Origin of the sequence: Pseudomonas nunensis, from assembly GCF_024296925.1 — a bacterium.
Classification (GTDB): domain Bacteria; phylum Pseudomonadota; class Gammaproteobacteria; order Pseudomonadales; family Pseudomonadaceae; genus Aquipseudomonas; species Aquipseudomonas nunensis.
This window is the reverse complement of record NZ_CP101125.1, coordinates 6,346,286-6,360,734: the sequence shown is the minus strand read 5'-3', so window position 1 is coordinate 6,360,734 and position 14,449 is coordinate 6,346,286. Positions and strand designations below refer to the sequence as shown.

At 60.1% G+C, this 14,449-nt stretch carries 12 protein-coding genes; 4 read left to right on the top strand and 8 right to left on the bottom strand.

Going from position 1 to position 14,449, the window contains the following annotated elements; genetic code table 11:
- Positions 1–8: 8 nt before the first annotated feature.
- The 3 genes from NK667_RS27955 to NK667_RS27945 all read right to left on the bottom strand — a co-directional run bounded on the left by NK667_RS27955 (position 9) and on the right by NK667_RS27945 (position 5,083).
- Positions 9–2,042 (bottom strand): ABC transporter permease subunit, encoded by a 2,034-nt coding sequence (locus NK667_RS27955; protein ID WP_177331488.1) that lies wholly within the window; start codon positions 2,040–2,042, stop codon positions 9–11.
- A gap of 482 nt (positions 2,043–2,524) precedes the next feature.
- Positions 2,525–3,526 (bottom strand): phosphate ABC transporter substrate-binding protein PstS, encoded by a 1,002-nt coding sequence (locus NK667_RS27950; protein WP_054048327.1) that lies wholly within the window; start codon positions 3,524–3,526, stop codon positions 2,525–2,527.
- Between the two features lie 258 nt (positions 3,527–3,784).
- Complete coding sequence (locus NK667_RS27945; protein ID WP_054617070.1) at positions 3,785–5,083, bottom strand: MFS transporter; 1,299 nt, start codon at positions 5,081–5,083, stop codon at positions 3,785–3,787.
- Positions 5,084–5,446: 363 nt separating this feature from the next.
- Between NK667_RS27945 and NK667_RS27940 the strand changes: the two genes are divergently transcribed.
- Both NK667_RS27940 and NK667_RS27935 read left to right on the top strand, forming a co-directional pair.
- Entirely contained in the window at positions 5,447–5,851 is a 405-nt protein-coding gene (locus tag NK667_RS27940; protein WP_054048323.1) for an acyl-CoA thioesterase, read from the top strand.
- Between the two features lie 57 nt (positions 5,852–5,908).
- Entirely contained in the window at positions 5,909–6,808 is a 900-nt protein-coding gene (locus NK667_RS27935) for a D-hexose-6-phosphate mutarotase (protein ID WP_054617071.1), read from the top strand.
- Between the two features lie 135 nt (positions 6,809–6,943).
- Here the strand turns inward: NK667_RS27935 and NK667_RS27930 are convergent, their stop codons facing one another.
- The 5 genes from NK667_RS27930 to NK667_RS27910 form a co-directional block, all read right to left on the bottom strand.
- The gene (locus tag NK667_RS27930; RefSeq protein ID WP_054048741.1) at positions 6,944–7,480 is read right to left on the bottom strand and encodes a DUF3299 domain-containing protein; all 537 of its coding nucleotides are present in this window, start codon (positions 7,478–7,480) and stop codon (positions 6,944–6,946) included.
- Positions 7,481–7,568: 88 nt separating this feature from the next.
- The gene (locus NK667_RS27925) at positions 7,569–7,814 is read right to left on the bottom strand and encodes a GlsB/YeaQ/YmgE family stress response membrane protein (RefSeq protein WP_054048319.1); all 246 of its coding nucleotides are present in this window, start codon (positions 7,812–7,814) and stop codon (positions 7,569–7,571) included.
- 118 nt (positions 7,815–7,932) lie between these two features.
- Complete coding sequence (locus NK667_RS27920) at positions 7,933–9,015, bottom strand: 5-(carboxyamino)imidazole ribonucleotide synthase (RefSeq protein WP_054048317.1); 1,083 nt, start codon at positions 9,013–9,015, stop codon at positions 7,933–7,935.
- A gap of 11 nt (positions 9,016–9,026) precedes the next feature.
- The gene (gene purE, locus NK667_RS27915; protein ID WP_019694319.1) at positions 9,027–9,518 is read right to left on the bottom strand and encodes a 5-(carboxyamino)imidazole ribonucleotide mutase; all 492 of its coding nucleotides are present in this window, start codon (positions 9,516–9,518) and stop codon (positions 9,027–9,029) included.
- Positions 9,519–9,849: 331 nt separating this feature from the next.
- Positions 9,850–10,758: a LysR substrate-binding domain-containing protein gene (locus NK667_RS27910; RefSeq protein ID WP_054048314.1), complete on the bottom strand. Its 909-nt coding sequence runs from the start codon at positions 10,756–10,758 to the stop codon at positions 9,850–9,852.
- Positions 10,759–10,938: 180 nt separating this feature from the next.
- Here NK667_RS27910 and aspA point away from each other — a divergent pair, with 180 nt between their 5' ends.
- Together aspA and NK667_RS27900 are read left to right on the top strand one after the other, a co-directional pair.
- Positions 10,939–12,363: an aspartate ammonia-lyase gene (gene aspA, locus NK667_RS27905; RefSeq protein WP_008150027.1), complete on the top strand. Its 1,425-nt coding sequence runs from the start codon at positions 10,939–10,941 to the stop codon at positions 12,361–12,363.
- 520 nt (positions 12,364–12,883) lie between these two features.
- Positions 12,884–14,335, top strand: coding sequence for an alanine/glycine:cation symporter family protein (locus NK667_RS27900; protein WP_054048313.1), 1,452 nt, complete (start codon positions 12,884–12,886; stop codon positions 14,333–14,335).
- Positions 14,336–14,449: the final 114 nt, after the last annotated feature.

Here is a 14,449-nt window from a genome sequence, read left to right as displayed (position 1 = left end):
TACCTTTCTTAAAGCGACGAGTATTTCTTGCGCAGACGCTGACGAATCAGCTCCGCGAGGGTGTTCATGACGAAGGTGAACAACAGCAGCACCAGCGCCGAGAGGAACAGCACGCGGTAGTGGCTGCCGCCGACTTCCGACTCCGGCATTTCCACCGCGACGTTGGCAGCCAGGGTGCGCAGGCCTTCGAACAGGTTCATTTCCATGACCGGGGTGTTACCGGTGGCCATCAGCACGATCATCGTTTCACCGACCGCGCGGCCCATACCGATCATCAGCGCCGAGAAGATGCCCGGGCTCGCGGTCAGAATCACCACGCGGGTCATGGTCTGCCACGGCGTGGCACCGAGGGCCAGGGAACCGAGGGTCAGGCCGCGAGGCACGCTGAACACGGCGTCTTCGGCGATGGAGTAGATGTTCGGGATCACCGCGAAGCCCATGGCCAGACCGACCACCAAGGCGTTGCGCTGGTCGTAGGTGATGCCCAGGTCGTGGGAGATCCACATGCGCATGTCGCCGCCGAAGAACCAGGTTTCCATGTACGGGCTCATGTACAGCGAGAGCCAGCCCACAAACAGAATCACCGGGATCAGAATCGCGGCTTCCCAGCCGTCCGGCACTTTCAGGCGGATGGATTCAGGCAAGCGGCTGAAGATGAAACCGGCCACCAGCACGCCAATCGGCAGCAGCATCAGCAAGCTGAAGATGCCCGGCAAATGCCCTTCGACATACGGTGCGAGGAACAGGCCGGCGAAGAAACCGAGGATCACCGTCGGCATCGCTTCCATCAGCTCGATCACCGGTTTGACCTTGCGGCGCATGCCCGGAGCCATGAAGTACGCGGTGTAGATGGCAGCGGCGACGGCCAGTGGTGCGGCGAGCAGCATGGCGTAGAACGCGGCTTTCAGCGTACCGAAGGTCAGCGGAGACAGGCTCAGCTTGGGTTCGAAGTCGGTGTTGGCAGCGGTCGATTGCCAGACGTATTTAGGCTCGTCGTAGTTCTCGTACCAGACCTTGCTCCACAACGCGCTCCACGACACTTCCGGGTGCGGGTTGTCGAGCAGCAGCGGTTGAATCTTGCCGCCAGCTTCCACGATCACGCGGTTGGCCCGTGGCGACAGACCGAAAATCCCTTGGCCTTCGACCACTTGATCAACCAGCAACGTGCGGTGCGCGGTGCTGTGGAACACGCCGAGCTTGCCGGAGGCGTCGAGGGCGATGAAGCCTTTGCGACGCTCTTCAGCGGTGATTTCAACGATCGGCGTGGTGCCCATCTGGAAGTTGCGGATCTGCTTCAGACGCAGTTCGCCATCCGGGTCGCGGGCCATGAACCACTGGGCCAGACCACCCTTGGAATCACCCATGATCAGCGAGATACCGCCCACCAGTTGGGTGCTGGCGGTAATCTCGGCATCGCCGTTTTCCAGCAGTTTGTAGCGACCGTTAAGGCTCTTGTCGCGCAGGCTGAACACATCGGCCTGGGCACGCCCGTTGATTACGTACAACCACTGCTGGCGCGGGTCGACGAAGATGTTCTTCACCGGCTCGGTCATTTGCGGCAGGTCGATGCGCTTCTGCTCGTTGGTGACTTCGCCGGTCATCATGTTTTCTTCGCTGGTCAGCGAGAGCACATTGAGTTGCGAACCGGTGGAGCCGACCAGCATCAGCGTGGTGTCGGTGGCGTTGAGGCTGACGTGCTCCAGCGCCCCGCCCGCCTCGTTCAGCGCAATCGGGGTATCGCCGTACGGGAAATCGATGGCCGGCGAGATGGTTTTCTTGTTGTCCGGGTAGCTGACTTTATACGTGTGACGGAACACCAGCGCCTGACCGTTGGACAGACCGACCGCGACCAGCGGATGACCTGGCTGGTCTTCGCCGATGGACGTCACGGTGGTGCCGGCCGGAATCGGCAGATCGACACGCTTGAGTTCGGCACCACTGTCGATGTCGAAGAACAGCGCCTGGCCCTTGTCGGAAACCCGCATGGCGACCTGGTTCTGTTCTTCCAGAGAGATCATCAGCGGCTTGCCGGCGTCTTGAATCCAGGCCGGGGTGATGGCGTCCTTGGCGGTCAGGCTGGCACCCTGGAACAGCGGCGCAACCACGTAGGCAAGGAAGAAAAAGATCAGCGTGATCGCGCCGAGGACGGCGAGGCCGCCGACGAGGACGTACCAGCGGGTCAGGCGATCTTTGAGCGCACGAATTCGGCGCTTGCGTTGCAACTCAGGCGTATTGAAGTCAATTCGCTTGGGGGGATTGGTAGTCATGGTGGAATTGGCCAGATCATTCATGCGCACACCCTAGCGATCCTGTATGACAGAAAGATGACAATGCAGTGACGCAACAAATCCGCCGCCAGAGGGTACTGGCAGAGGACCGAAAATTTTGGGGGGCGTAGGAGCTGTCGAGGGCACCGAGGCTGCGATCTTTTGATCTGGCTTTTAACTGCAAGATCAAAAGATCGCAGCCTCGTTTCACTCGTCAGCTCCTACACAGGTCCGGGGCGAGCCCCGGACCTAGGGTGTTACTTCTTTGCGACTTCAGCGCCGCCTTCTTGCAGACCCAGGTCAGCCAGTGCTTTTGCAGCAACCTTGGCTGGCAGTGGGATGTAGCCGTCTTTCACTACAACTTCCTGGCCCTGTTTGGACAGAACCAGTTTCACGAACTCGGCTTCCAGCGGTGCCAGAGGCTTGTTCGGGGCTTTGTTGACGTACACGTAGAGGAAACGCGACAGCGGGTATTTGCCGTTCAGTGCGTTTTCTTCGCTGTCTTCGATGAACTCGGTGCTGCCTTTCTTCGACAGGGCTACAGTTTTCACGCTAGCAGTCTTGTAGCCGATGCCCGAGTAACCGATACCATTCAGCGAGGAGCTGATCGACTGCACGACCGAAGCCGAGCCTGGTTGTTCGTTGACGTTTGGTTTGTAGTCGCCTTTGCACAGGGCTTCTTCTTTGAAGTAGCCATAAGTGCCGGATACCGAGTTACGACCGAACAGTTGAACCGGCTTGTTGGCCAGGTCGCCGGTCACACCCAGGTCGCCCCAGGTTTTAACGTCGGTTTTAGCGCCGCACAGACGAGTCGAGGAGAAGATCGCGTCGACTTGTTCCATGGTCAGGTGCTGGATCGGGTTGTCTTTGTGCACGAACACCGCCAGGGCGTCCACGGCAACCGGGATTGCGGTTGGCTTGTAGCCGTACTTCTGCTCGAAGGCAGCCAGTTCGGTGTCCTTCATTTTGCGGCTCATCGGGCCCAGGTTAGAGGTGCCTTCAGTCAACGCAGGTGGCGCAGTGGCGGAGCCAGCGGCCTGAATCTGGATGTTTACGTTCGGGTATTCTTTTTTGTAGTTCTCAGCCCACAGGGTCATGAGGTTGGCCAGGGTATCGGAGCCGACGCTGGACAGGTTGCCCGACACACCAGTGGTTTTGGTGTAGCTCGGGATAGCAGGGTCAACAGCGGCGAACGCGTTGGCAGTCGCAACGCCAGCAGCGACAAAAGTCATTGCCGCCATCAAACGCTTCAGTTTCATGCCTTACTCCTAGCAGATAGGGTGTGTTAAGTCGGGGCCAAGTATCAGCAGGCCGTATGAACACTCTATGGCTGAAATATGACAATTGGATGAAAGGCCAGCATTCAGTGTTTCGAAGTAATTCCGTGTAATCGTTCTTCGCGGGCAAGCCTCGCTCCTACAGGTCCGAGTCGTACACGCATCATGCGAACGACTTCAATTCTGTAGGAGCGAGGCTTGCCCGCGAAGACGTCGGCACAGACGATACAAGAAGTCGCCTTAACGCCCCTTCTTCCAAAGATAAGCCCCCACCAGAATCCCGACCCCGCAAATGATCGCCACATAATAGGCAGGCCCCATCGGGCTTTCCTTGAGCAGCAACGTCACGATCATCGGGGTCAAGCCGCCGAAGATCGCGTAGGCCAGGTTGTAGGAGAACGACAGGCCGCTGAAACGCACCACTGCCGGGAAAGCTTTGACCATCACGTACGGCACGGCGCCGATGGTGCCGACCAGCAGACCGGTGACTGCGTACATCGGGAACAGCCAATCCGGGTGATCAAACAGGCTGTGATAGAAAGTCCATGAACTCAACAGCAGCAACGCACTGCCGAACACGAACACCCGACCGGCGCCGAAACGATCAGCCAGCGCACCGGAGGCCACGCAACCCAGGCTCAGGAACACGATTGCCAGGCTATTGGCCTGCAACGCGGTGGTCGGGGTGAAGTGGTAAACGGTCTGCAGCACGGTCGGGGTCATCAGGATGACCACGATGATGCCGGCGGACAGCAGCCAGGTCAGCAGCATGGAAATCACGATCGCCCCGCGATGGTCGCGCAGCACCGCGCGCAGCGGCACTTCTTCGGCCAGGGCCTTGCGCAGTTGCAGTTCGGCGAACACCGGGGTTTCGTGGAGCCAGCGGCGCAGGTAGACCGAGAACAGGCCAAACACGCCGCCGAGCAGGAACGGGATCCGCCAGGCGTAATCCGACACTTCCACCGGGGTATAGATGCTGTTGATCGCCGTGGCGACCAGCGAACCCAGGAGAATGCCGGCCGTCAGACCGCTGGTCAGGGTGCCGCAGGCGTAGCCGATGTGCCGCTGTGGCACGTGTTCGGAAACGAAGACCCAGGCGCCGGGCACTTCACCGCCAATCGCTGCGCCCTGAATCACGCGCATCAGCAGCAACAGGATCGGCGCCCACATGCCGATCTGCGCATAGGTTGGCAGCAGGCCCATGATCAGGGTCGGCACAGCCATCATGAAAATGCTCAGGGTGAACATCTTCTTGCGCCCCAGCAGGTCGCCGAAGTGCGCCATGACGATGCCGCCCAACGGACGCGCCAGGTAGCCGGCGGCGAAGATACCGAAGGTCTGCATCAGACGCAGCCACTCGGGCATGTCGGCCGGGAAGAACAGCTTGCCGACCACGGTGGCGAAGAACACGAAGATGATGAAGTCGTAGAACTCCAGCGCGCCGCCCAGGGCGGACAGCGACAAGGTCTTGTAATCATTGCGGGTCAACGGACGTGCGGATTGCGTTGGCTGCGCAGTGCTCGAGGGCGCTGTGGTCATGGCAAGGGCTTCTCTTATAGTCGGATCTGCAACCCCAACAACGCTGGCGGAGGCTTGGGCAGGTCCGCACGATAGCAAATTGTTCGAAAAAGCACATAGAGGTGCGTATTTGACGGTCGAAATGAGAACCGGACGGTCGTCTCGGAGTCTACCGACCGATATACTCGCAATCTTGCAACAGTTTGTAAGGGTTGCTGTGCGAAAACGCCTGCCGGGCTCCACAGGCGATTTCGCAGAGTTTCCCTTTAGGCGCCTTACGAAAAACGTGACGAACGTAGTATGTTCGGGCTGAATCGTTTTTCTTGAAGACGGCTATTCACCTGAAAGACCAACGTAGAGTCACGGGTCAGAGGCACCCCCGGCATGATAGAGCTCGAACAAGAAGATCCAATCCCGCAAGGCGACCTGGCCCTGCAAATCACTGCACTTCCACGCGAAACCAACGGCTTTGGCGATATTTTCGGCGGCTGGCTGGTGGCGCAGATGGATTTGGCCGGCACCGCAATGGCCAGCAAAGTCGCTGGTGGCCGCGTCGCGACCGTTGCGATCGACCGCATGGCGTTCCTGGTTCCGGTGGCGGTGGGCGCTCAGCTCTCCTTCTATACCCAGGCCCTGGAAATCGGCCGCAGCTCGATCCAGATGATGGTCGAGGTCTGGAGCGACGATCCGCTGTCCAGTGAGTGGCGTAAAGTGACTGAAGCGGTATTTGTGTTCGTCGCCATCGACGGCAGCGGTCGCACCCGTTCGTGCCCGCCAAGAGCGCGTTAAACACGGCGCGCTTTTCGCGGTCCATTGCAGTCCTGTTCCAAATTGAGAGTTGTCCCCATGAGCACGCCCAACGTTGAAGCCGTCAAACTGGATGAACTGAACTGCTGGCGCATTCGCCACGGTCAGGCCGAACTGCTGGTGGCCCAGCAAGGCGCGCACATCCTCAGTTATCAATTGGCCGGGCAACCGCCGTTGATCTGGCTCAACGACGAAGCTGTGTTCAAGACCGGCAAGAGCATCCGCGCCGGCGTGCCGGTGTGCTGGCCGTGGTTTGGTAACTTCCCGCGCAACCCGCAGAGCGTGCAGGCGATGCGCGTCAGCAGTGAACCCGCTGCCGCTCACGGCTTTGTCCGGGCGACAGATTGGGAACTGGGTGGCATCGAAGCCGAGGGTGAAAGCCTGAAGGTGGAGTTCATCCTGCCCTACCCCGAAGGCGGTTTTCCGGGCTGGCCGCATCAGGTGGACTTGAAGCTGAGCATTCGTCTGGATGAACAACTGCACATCAGCCTGACCAGCCACAACCGCGGCACAGAAACCGTGACGATCAGCCAGGCGTTGCACAGTTATTTCGCCGTCAGCGATGTGCGCAACGTGCAGGTCGAAGGGCTGGATGGCTTGAGTTACATCGATACGACCAAGGACTGGGCCACGGCCACGCAGACCGGCGATCTGGCTTTTACCGGCGAGACCGACCGCATCTACCTGAATGTTCCGGCGAAGCTGAGCATTGTCGACCCGGCCTGGGAACGGCGCATCGAGCTGACCAGCAGCGGTTCGCGCACGGCGGTGATCTGGAATCCGTGGATTGATCGCGCAGCGGCGTTCAGCGACATGGCCGACGATGGCTGGCAGCGCATGCTATGCATCGAAACGGCGAACGTGATGGACGATGTGGTGAACCTGGCGGCGGGTGCCAGTCATACACTGGGCGTGAGCATCGGTAGCAAACCCCTGTAAGCAACACCGCAAAACCAATGTGGGAGCGGGCTTGCTCGCGAAGAGGGCGTAACATTCAACATCATCGTTGACTGAAACACCGCTTTCGCGAGCAAGCCCGCTCCCACATTTGATCTTTGCCAGGCTGACTGGCGCTTACAAATCCGATTCTTTCACCACACGAACCTTCGCCGCATCCAGCGCATACGCCGCGTCGGCCAGGTCGTTGTTGACCTTCTCGATCTTCAGCGTGCCGGTCACCCACAGCGGTGTGTAGATATCGTCCAGCTTCAAGCCTTTCGGATAGCGCACCAGCACCAACTGGTTGGGCGGCGGTGGCGGCACGTGAATGCAGGCGCCCGGGTAGGGCACGAGGAAGAACAGCGTGCTGCGGCCCTTGGCGTCGGACTCCAGCGGCACCGGGTAACCACCGATGCGGATGTTCTTGTCGTTCATCGACGGCACGGTTTTAGTCGAGTACATCACCGCCGGCAAACCCTTGCCCTGCTTCATGCCACCCTTTGACGTAAAGGTGCCATCGCCTTCAGGGGTGTTGTGGTCGATTTCGGGCATGGCTTCGAGGGCTTTCTGGTCCGACTTGGGCATCAGTTCCAGCCAGTCGGTTTCCGGCAGTTCGCCGGCATGGGCAAGGCCCGAGCCCAGGAATAAGAGGGTCAACAGAAGACGGCGCATGGAGATGCTCGGCAAAGGGAGAGTCGATGGAATGGCGAGCATTCTAGCCCTCTCGGCCTGCGCAGCCGAGAGGACTTTGTCGCTTGAATCAGTTTCTTTTGATCAGGCCGTAGACCACCAGCAACACGATCGCACCGACCAGTGCACCGATGAAGCCCGCGCCTTGGCCAGCCTGGTAAATGCCCAGCGCCTGGCCGCCATAAGTGGCCGCCAGCGAACCGCCGATACCGAGCAGGATGGTCATGATCCAACCCATGCTGTCATCGCCCGGTTTCAGGAACCGTGCCAGCAGGCCGACGATCAAGCCGATAAAGATGGTTCCGATAATTCCCATGGCATTTCCCTCTGATTGATTGGGTGAAGCAGGACACCTAGCCCAAGCCTAGTCAGACTTTGGCATCCTGCCATCAGAGAACGGCGGACACTGAAGGTTCCGCCGCTGCCACATGAAACTATTCGGCGATGAGCGCTTCGACCTTGAGGATCTGCGCCGCCAGCGTCTCGCGATCTGCACAACGCAGATTGGCGTGACCGACCTTGCGGCCGACCTTGAACGCCTTGCCGTAGTGGTGCAAATGGCAATCGTCGATGGCGATGACTTTCTCTACCGGCGGTACCACACCGATGAAGTTGAGCATCGCGCTCTCGCCGATCTTGGCCGTCGAACCCAACGGCAGACCGGCAACGGCCCGCAGGTGGTTTTCGAATTGGCTGCACTCGGCGCCTTCGGTGGTCCAGTGCCCGGAGTTGTGCACGCGCGGGGCGATTTCGTTGGCCTTGAGGCCACCGTCGACTTCAAAGAATTCGAACGCCATCACGCCGACATATTCCAGCTGCTTGAGCACTCGGCTGGAGTAGTCTTCAGCCAGGGCTTGCAGCGGGTGATCGGTGCTGGCCACGGACAGCTTGAGGATGCCGCTGTCGTGGGTGTTGTGAACCAGTGGATAGAAGCGTGTTTCGCCATCGCGGGCACGTACGGCGATCAGCGAGACTTCACCGGTGAACGGCACAAAGCCTTCCAGCAGGCAGGCCACGCTGCCCAGTTCGGCGAAGGTGCCGACCACGTCTTCCGGTTTGCGCAGGACTTTCTGGCCCTTGCCGTCGTAACCCAGGGTGCGGGTTTTCAACACGGCCGGCAGACCGATCGAAGCGACAGCAGCATCCAGATCGGCTTGCGACTGGATGTCGGCGAACGCCGGGGTGGGAATCCCCAGGTCCTTGAACATGCTCTTCTCGAACCAGCGATCGCGGGCGATGCGCAGGGCTTCGGCGCTCGGGTAGACCGGGACGAACTGCGACAGGAAAGCCACGGTTTCAGCCGGGACGCTTTCGAACTCGAAAGTCACCAGATCGACTTCTTCGGCCAGTTGGCGCAGGTGATCCTGATCGCCGTAATCGGCCCGCAGGTGCTCGCCCAACGCGGCGGCACAGGCGTCCGGCGCCGGGTCAAGGAAAGCGAAGTTCATGCCCAGCGGAGTGCCCGCCAGCGCCAACATGCGACCCAACTGGCCGCCACCGATTACACCGATCTTCATCGTCAACAACCTCAGGCGATGCGTGGGTCTGGATTGTCCAGGACGCTGTCTGTCTGCTCAGCACGGAAAGTTTTCAGCACGGCGTGGAACTGCGGGTGCTTGGCGCCCAGGATACTCGCCGACAACAACGCCGCGTTGATCGCGCCAGCCTTGCCGATGGCCAGGGTGGCAACCGGGATGCCCGCAGGCATCTGCACGATCGAGAGCAGCGAATCGACGCCCGAGAGCATCGACGACTGCACCGGTACGCCGAGCACCGGCAGGTGGGTCTTGGCCGCACACATGCCAGGCAGGTGAGCCGCGCCACCGGCACCGGCGATAATCACCTCGATGCCACGCGCCTCAGCCTCTTCGGCATACTGGAACAGCAGGTCCGGGGTGCGGTGGGCAGAGACCACTTTCACCTCGTAAGGGATGCCGAGCTTTTCCAGCATATCGGCGGTGTGGCTAAGGGTGGACCAATCGGACTTGGAGCCCATGATCACGCCAACCAGTGCACTCATCGTCGTGCCTCTTCTCTCTGGGCGCCCGCAGGCGCGTCAAAAAACAACAAGCCACGCAATTTGCGTGGCTTGATTGTACGAAAAATGGCCGGACGAACCGGCCGAAGGCCGCGCAGTATACCTCAATGAAGCAGATAAACAGCCCCCGAAACGACCATCTGTCATACGGCGTAAAGTACCGGTTTTATTGACCTGCGAGTCAGTCAGCTACTCCAGCATTTCCCTGTGGGAGCGGGCTTGCTCGCGAAAGGGCCGTGTCAGGCAACATCAATGCCGACTGACCCACCGCATTCGCGAGCAAGCCCGCTCCCACATTGGTTCTTCGTCGGCTTCAAGAACCCTGCGCCGCACCTCCTTCCAGCTTGCGCCACAACAACCGCACGTTCGCCTTGCGCACCAGCGCGCAGCGATACAAACGAATCTCCAGCGGCACATGCCATTGCGGGCCGCCGCACACCACCAGTTCACCGCGAGCCAGTTCGGCGCGCACGCTCAGTTGCGGCACCCAGGCAATCCCCAGCCCTTCCAGCGCCATGCTTTTCAGGCTGTCGGCCATGGCGGTCTCATAAATGGTGGTAAAGCGCAGGGCACGTTGGCGCAGCAGCAGGTTCACCGAACGACCCAGAAACGCACCGGCGCTGTAAGCGAGCAACGGCACACTTCCCTCGCCTTCCAGATCAAACAGAGGCTTGCCCTCGGCATCCGCCGCGCAGACCGGCAGCATTTCCGTCTGGCCCAAATGCAGCGACGGGAAGATTTCCGGGTCCATCTGCATCGCTGCGTCCGGGTCATAGAACGCCAGCATCAAGTCGCAACCGCCCTCACGCAGCGCGTGCACGGCGTCGCCGACGTTGGTCGCCACCAGCCGGGTGGCAATGTTCAGGCCTTCATTACGCAACTGCGCGATCCAGCGCGGGAAGAAGCCCAGTGCCAGCGAGTGAGCCGCCGCCACCTGCATCACTTCGCCCTGCCCGCCTTCCAGGTGATGGAGATGGCGCAATACTTCGCCCAACTGCTCGACCACTGTCCGCGCCGTCACCAGAAACAACTGCCCCGCCGCTGTCAGCTCGACCGGCGTGCGCGAGCGGTTGACCAATTGCAGCCCCAGCGCGGCTTCAAGGCTGCGGATCCGCCGGCTAAATGCAGGCTGGGTCACGAAGCGGCGTTCCGCAGCCTGGGAGAAGCTGCGGGTGGCGGCCAGGGCACTAAAGTCCTCCAGCCATTTGCTTTCCAGATTCATCACGTCCTCCCGGACACGCACCAAATTAGGTCACACGCTCGCCGCAGACGCGGCGTCACATGGGCATTATGCCGAATGTGCATAGGCCAGCGCTTAACAGCATTGGCCCAAAATTCTTCACAAGCCTAGCATTTGCAGCGTTCCGGCACAGACCGGGTCCATATCGAGATGATTTCTATCATGTCCTCCGCTGCATCTTTCCGCACAGAAAAAGACCTGCTTGGCGTACTCGAAGTACCCGCTCAAGCGTATTACGGCATCCAGACCCTGCGAGCGGTGAACAACTTCCGTCTCTCCGGCGTTCCGATTTCGCATTACCCGAAGCTGGTTGTCGGCCTGGCCATGGTTAAACAAGCCGCTGCTGACGCCAACCGCGAGCTGGGTCATCTGAGCGAAGCCAAGCACGCTGCCATCAGCGAAGCCTGTGCACGACTGATCCGCGGCGATTTCCACGAAGAGTTCGTGGTCGACATGATTCAAGGCGGCGCTGGCACTTCGACCAACATGAATGCCAACGAAGTCATCGCCAACATCGCGCTGGAGGCCATGGGTCACCAGAAAGGCGAATACCAATACCTGCACCCGAACAACGACGTGAACATGGCGCAGTCGACCAACGACGCCTACCCGACCGCGATCCGTCTGGGTCTGCTGTTGGGTCACGACGCGCTGCTGGCCAGCCTCGACAGCCTGATCCAGGCGTTTGCTGCCAAAGGTCAGGAATTTGCTCACGTCCTGAAAATGGGCCGCACGCAACTGCAAGACGCCGTGCCGATGACCCTCGGCCAGGAATTCCGTGCTTTCGCCACCACATTGGGCGAAGACTTGGCCCGTCTGAAGACGCTGGCCCCGGAACTGTTGACTGAAGTAAACCTGGGCGGCACCGCGATTGGTACCGGCATCAACGCCGACCCGCGTTACCAGCACCTGGCCGTTGAGCGCCTGGCCCTGATCAGCGGTCAACCGCTGGTTCCAGCTGCCGACCTGATCGAAGCCACCTCCGATATGGGCGCCTTCGTGCTGTTCTCCGGCATGCTCAAGCGCACCGCGGTCAAGCTGTCGAAGATCTGCAACGACTTGCGCCTGCTGTCCAGCGGCCCACGCACCGGCATCAACGAAATCAACCTGCCGGCGCGTCAGCCAGGCAGTTCGATCATGCCCGGCAAGGTCAACCCGGTAATTCCGGAAGCGGTGAACCAGGTAGCGTTCCAGATCATCGGCAACGACCTGGCCCTGACCATCGCAGCCGAAGGCGGCCAACTGCAACTGAACGTGATGGAGCCGCTGATCGCGTTCAAGATCTTCGACTCGATCCGCCTGCTGCAACGCGCCATGGATATGCTGCGCGAGCATTGCATCGTTGGCATCACCGCCAACGAAGAGCGCTGCCGCGAACTGGTCGAGCACTCGATCGGCCTGGTCACCGCGCTGAACCCGTACATCGGCTATGAAAACGCCACCCGCATCGCCCGTATCGCCCTCGAAAGCGGCCGCGGCGTGCTGGAACTGGTGCGCGAAGAAGGCTTGCTCGACGACGAAATGCTCGCCGACATCCTGCGCCCGGAAAACATGATTGCTCCGCGTCTGGTCCCGCTCAAGGCTTGATCGAACGCTGCACGCTCACCAGGTCGAGGGACTAGACACCTCTCACCTTTTGAGGGCTTGGGGATTCGTTCTCCAAGCCCTTTTTTTTAACTCTTTTGCGGCAACTACAGAATGTTTGAACGCTGAGAAAGGTGGGAGCGGGCTTGCTCGCGAAGACGGTGTGTCAGTCACCAGAAATGGTGAATCCAAATACGTATTCGCGAGCAAGCCCGCTCCCACATGAAACAGCTTTCACATAAGCCCGACGCCGGTAACGTCGGGTGTTTCAAAGCTTCGTACCGTCGCTTGCACCACAATCGTGCAGACGGGCAACGCACTGATAGGTATAGTGCCGCCCCTCTTCGCGTGAGCGGTCGTCGGTAACGAGGCCCAAACCCATGCGAAACCCGACCTAATAACAACCCGCGATATGGACCGGGACGAACTTCGCCTCACCTGTCATGCCACGCGCAAGCCGGTGTAACGCGATGTTTCTACCCCTCCAGCATTTGCTTAAACAAAAAACAGCGAGGAATAATCCATGCTCGAAGTCATTAACGACTTCCTCTCAGGGAAAGTACTGATCGTGCTCATTGTCGGGCTCGGTAGCTACTTCACGATCCGCTCGCGTTTCGTTCAATTGCGCCACTTCTTCCACATGTTCGCGGTATTCCGCGACAGCCTCAAAAGCAGCGCCGGTCAACTCAGCTCGTTCCAGGCCCTGATGCTCAGCCTCGCCGGCCGCGTCGGTGCAGGTAACATCGCCGGTGTCGGCATCGCCGTGACCCTCGGCGGGCCAGGTGCGGTGTTCTGGATGTGGGTGACCGCGCTGGTCGGCATGTCCAGCAGCTTCTTCGAATGTTCCCTCGGCCAGCTCTACAAGCGCTGCGACTCCGACGGCACCTACCGTGGCGGCCCGTCCTATTACATCCAGCACGGCCTGCAGAAACGCTGGTTGGGGATGATCATGGCGTTCCTGCTGCTGATCACCTTCGGCTTCGCCTTCAACGGCCTGCAATCCCACGCCGTAACTCACTCGCTGAAGAACGCCTTCGACCTTGACCCAACGTACACTGGCGCGGCGCTGGCCGTGTTGCTGGGCCTGGTGTTCATCGGTGGCATCAAGCGTATCGCCAAGGTCGCTGACCTGCTGGTACCGGTGAAAACCCTGGTGTACATCGGCGTGACCATCTACGTGATCGTGCTGCAATTCGACCACGTTCCAGCGATGCTGATGACCATCGTCAAAAGTGCTTTCGGTCTCGACCAAGCCTTTGGCGGCCTGATCGGCAGCGCCATTGTCATGGGCGTGAAACGTGGCGTGTTCGCCAACGAAGCCGGCCTGGGCAGTGCGCCAAACGTGGCTGCGGTCGCGTCGGTCGAGCACCCGGTGGCACAAGGCGTGGTTCAGGCGTTCAGCGTGTTCCTCGACACCTTCGTGATCTGCACCTGCACCGCATTGCTGATTTTGCTCTCGGGTTTCTACACCCCGGGCTTCGAAGGCGACGGCATTGCCCTGACCCAGAACTCCCTGGCCGCCGTGGTCGGTGACTGGGGTCGCAGTTTCATCTCCGTAGCCCTGTCGTTGTTCGTGTTCACCTCGATCCTCTACAACTACTACCTGGGCGAGAGCAACCTGCGCTTCATGATCGGTGAGAACCGCGCAGCGCTGATCGGTTACCGCGCGCTGGTACTGGTGCTGATCTTCTGGGGTGCCATCGAAAACCTCGGCACGGTGTTCGCTTTTGCCGACATCACCATGACCATGCTGGCGTTCGTGAACCTGATCGCGCTGTTCCTGCTGTTCAAGGTCGGCATGCGCATCCTGCGTGACTACGATGACCAGCGCTCTGCCGGCATCAAGACTCCGGTGTTCGATTCGAGCAAGTTCCCGGATCTGGACCTGGACCTGCAAGCCTGGCCTGCCAACCCGCCAGCCGCCGCCACCAAGGCCGAGGCTGAGCTCAAAGGCGTACCCGCAGCGCAACGCTGATCGGTTAAAGTTCGGCATACCCTGTGGGAGCGGGCTTGCTCGCGAAGAGGGCGTAACATTCAACATCATCGTTGACTGATACCCCGCTTTCGCGAGCAAGCCCGCTCCCACATT

What these genes read in the sequence shown, in the direction of transcription:
- NK667_RS27925 (WP_054048319.1), bottom strand. Translation starts at nt 7,814, where the DNA reads ATGGGAATTATCGGAACCATCTTTATCGGCTTGATCGTCGGCCTGCTG.
- NK667_RS27935 (WP_054617071.1), top strand. Translation starts at nt 5,909, where the DNA reads ATGAGCACGCCCAACGTTGAAGCCGTCAAACTGGATGAACTGAACTGC.
- NK667_RS27900 (WP_054048313.1), top strand. Translation starts at nt 12,884, where the DNA reads ATGCTCGAAGTCATTAACGACTTCCTCTCAGGGAAAGTACTGATCGTG.
- aspA (WP_008150027.1), top strand. Translation starts at nt 10,939, where the DNA reads ATGTCCTCCGCTGCATCTTTCCGCACAGAAAAAGACCTGCTTGGCGTA.
- NK667_RS27940 (WP_054048323.1), top strand. Translation starts at nt 5,447, where the DNA reads ATGATAGAGCTCGAACAAGAAGATCCAATCCCGCAAGGCGACCTGGCC.
- NK667_RS27930 (WP_054048741.1), bottom strand. Translation starts at nt 7,480, where the DNA reads ATGCGCCGTCTTCTGTTGACCCTCTTATTCCTGGGCTCGGGCCTTGCC.
- purE (WP_019694319.1), bottom strand. Translation starts at nt 9,518, where the DNA reads ATGAGTGCACTGGTTGGCGTGATCATGGGCTCCAAGTCCGATTGGTCC.
- NK667_RS27945 (WP_054617070.1), bottom strand. Translation starts at nt 5,083, where the DNA reads ATGACCACAGCGCCCTCGAGCACTGCGCAGCCAACGCAATCCGCACGT.
- NK667_RS27920 (WP_054048317.1), bottom strand. Translation starts at nt 9,015, where the DNA reads ATGAAGATCGGTGTAATCGGTGGCGGCCAGTTGGGTCGCATGTTGGCG.
- NK667_RS27910 (WP_054048314.1), bottom strand. Translation starts at nt 10,758, where the DNA reads ATGAATCTGGAAAGCAAATGGCTGGAGGACTTTAGTGCCCTGGCCGCC.
- NK667_RS27950 (WP_054048327.1), bottom strand. Translation starts at nt 3,526, where the DNA reads ATGAAACTGAAGCGTTTGATGGCGGCAATGACTTTTGTCGCTGCTGGC.